A 2,656-nucleotide genomic window follows, 5' to 3' on the forward strand; every position below is an offset into this window, starting at 1 on the left:
ACGGTCGGCGACCTGCTGGTCCGGGCGGTGCCCGCGCGGCACGACGGGCGGCGGCTGCCGTTCGGCCCGCACCGTGCCCCCGCGCTCGGCTACGTCGTGGAGGGCGAGGGCCGTACGTACTTCGCCGGGGACACCGGCCTGTTCGACGGGATGGAGAAGGAGGTCGGGCCGGTCGACGCGGCGCTGCTGCCGGTCGGCGGCTGGGGTCCGTACCTGGGCCCCGACCATCTGGACGCGGGGCGGGCGGCCGAGGCGTTGGCCCGGCTGGCGCCGGCCACGGCGGTGCCGGTGCACTACGGCACGTACTGGCCGATCGGGATGGACGGTGTGCGCCCCCACGAGTTCCACACGCCGGGCGACGAGTTCGTGCGCCTGTCGGCGCTGCGCGCGCCGGGCGTGGCGGTGCACCGGCTGGGGCACGGCGAGAGCGTGCGGGTGGGGGTCGCGAGGTGACCTGGCTGGGCACCGCCGTGACGAGCATCCCGACCGAGCCGACGCAGCAGGCGCTGGGCTATCCGTCGCTGTTCCTGCTGGTGCTGATCGGGGCGTTGGTGCCGGTGGTGCCGACGGGTGTGCTGGTGAGTTCGGCGGCGGTGGTGGCGATGCACCAGACGCTGCCGTTCTCGCTGCTGATGGTGTTCGTGACGGCGTCGCTGGCCGCGTTCTGCGGGGACATGGCGCTGTACTGGCTGGGGCGGCGCGGGGTCGGTTCGAAGAACGGGTCGCGCTGGCTGGAGGTGATCCGGTCCCGGGCGCCCGAGGACCGGCTGGAGCAGGCGCAGGAGAAGCTCGCCGATCACGACGTGGCGGTGCTCGTGCTGTCCCGGCTGGTGCCGGCCGGCCGGATCCCGGTGATGCTGGCCTGCCTGCTCGCCGAGTGGCCGTCGCGCCGCTTCGCCCGCGGCAACCTGCCGGCGTGCCTGGCGTGGGCGGTGACGTACCAGCTGATCGGGATCCTGGGCGGCTCGCTGTTCAGCAAACCGTGGGAGGGCGTGGCCGCGGCGATCGCGCTCACGGTCCTGGTGGGCGCGGCACCCAGCGCCTGGCGCCGGATACGGGGGCCGGCGAAGGCGTAGGGGGCGACCTGGGGGGCTGAGGGTCTGGGGGTCTGAGGGTTTGAGGGGCGTTCAGTCGTCGCCGAGTACGCGGGAACCGCCGACGGGGAGGTCCCACAGGTCCTCCCGGGGCAGGCCCGCCCGCTGCCAGGCGGCGCGTACGCGGGTGAGCGGTTCCATGACGGGTTCGGCCGACAGCACGAACGTGCCCCAGTGCATGGGCGCCATCCGCCGGGCCCCGAGGTCCTGGGCGGCGCGGACCGCCTCCTCCGGGTCGCAGTGCACGTCGCTGAGCCACCAGCGCGGGTCGTAGGCGCCGATGGGGAGCAGCGCGAGGTCGATGCCGGGGTAGCGGCGGCCGATGCGGGAGAACCAGTGGCCGTAACCGGTGTCGCCGGCGAAGTACACGCGCCGGCCGTCGGCGTCGGTGAGGACCCAGCCGCCCCACAGGGTGCGGCAGGTGTCGGTGAGGCTGCGCTTGGACCAGTGGTGGGCCGGTACGAAGTCGAAGCGGACCCCGCCCAGCAGGGCGCCCTCCCACCAGTCCAGCTCGGTGACGCGGGTGAACCGGCGCCGGTGGAACCAGCGGCCGAGCCCGGCCGGCACGAACACCGGGGTGTCCCGCGGGAGCCGGCGCAGCGTCGGGGCGTCCAGGTGGTCGTAGTGGTTGTGGCTGATGACGACCGCGTCGATCCGCGGCAGGTCGCTCCAGGCGACGCCGACGGGGGTGACGCGGGCCGGGGTGCCGAGGATGCGGCGGGACCAGACCGGGTCGGTGAGCACGGTGAGCCCGCCGACGCTCACCACCCAACTGGCGTGTCCCGCCCAGGTGACGGCGAGGGTGCGGGTGTCCACACGGGGCACGGGCCCGGGGGCGTACGGGAGTCTGGGGACGTCGGCGAGGCCTTCGGGGCCGGGTCTGACCGCGCCCTCGCGGGCGAATCTGGCGAAGGCCTTCAGGCCGGGCAGCGGGGCGGTCAGCCGGTCGTGGAAGGTCCGCGGCCACACCCGGTGTTCGGCCAGCGGCCGGGGCTCGGCGAGGGGCGGGTACGGGGAGGCGGTGGCCGGTCCGGCGTCGGTGTCCTGGTCCTGGACGGGCGTGGGGGTGCTCGCGGTCGGCCGGGGCTGCTGCGTCATCGGGGAGGCTCCCATCGCTGAGCGTCGCGGAGATCGCCGAAGACCGACTTCAGGGCGGTCAACGCGCCGTGCACGTGCGGCAGTTCCAACGGGTCCCGGGCGGCGAGGCATTCCGCGCGCCGCTCGTCGGTGTCCCCCAGGAACGGGCCGGTGGACAGCCTGACGCGCAGGGCGAGGAGGTCGTCGCCGAAGCGGTGGCCGCCGGGGGCGGGCATGCCGAGCCGGGCGGTGAGGAAGTCCTCCAGTTCCTGGGCGTCGCCCACGCCGTGGGCGGCGAGCGCGTCGCGCAGCGGGCCGAGGTCGGCGTACAGGTGGCGGCCGGCCTGCGGGGGCCGGGCGGTGGCGCCGGCGGCGACGACGGCGGAGCGCACGGCGGCGGCCACGCGCGCGTGCAGGCGTACGGCGGCCGTGCGGCGGGCGGTGACCGGCTCCGGTTCGGTGAGCGCGTAGCCGGCCGCGGCGGC

At 75.7% G+C, this 2,656-nt stretch carries 3 protein-coding genes and 1 pseudogene; 2 read left to right on the forward strand and 2 right to left on the reverse strand.

Annotation, left to right across the window (positions count from 1 at the left end; translation table 11 throughout):
• The coding region (locus GTW67_RS17275; protein ID WP_202437355.1) for an MBL fold metallo-hydrolase at positions 1 to 453 on the forward strand (453 nt) is incomplete at its 5' end.
• Entirely contained in the window at positions 450 to 1,076 is a 627-nt protein-coding gene (locus GTW67_RS17280) for a VTT domain-containing protein (protein ID WP_161165719.1), read from the forward strand. The genes GTW67_RS17275 and GTW67_RS17280, both read left to right, overlap by 4 nt.
• Before the next feature lie 51 nt (positions 1,077 to 1,127).
• Here GTW67_RS17280 and GTW67_RS17285 read toward each other — a convergent pair whose 3' ends face one another.
• Both GTW67_RS17285 and GTW67_RS17290 read right to left on the reverse strand, forming a co-directional pair.
• Positions 1,128 to 2,192, reverse strand: a complete 1,065-nt coding sequence (locus GTW67_RS17285; RefSeq protein ID WP_161165720.1) for an MBL fold metallo-hydrolase — start codon at positions 2,190 to 2,192, stop codon at positions 1,128 to 1,130.
• Positions 2,189 to 2,656: pseudogene (locus GTW67_RS17290) on the reverse strand (pyridoxal phosphate-dependent aminotransferase); the annotation flags it as partial. The gene GTW67_RS17285 and the pseudogene GTW67_RS17290, both read right to left, overlap by 4 nt.

Origin of the sequence: Streptomyces sp. SID5910, assembly GCF_009862125.1 — a bacterium.
Lineage (GTDB): Bacteria > Actinomycetota > Actinomycetes > Streptomycetales > Streptomycetaceae > Streptomyces.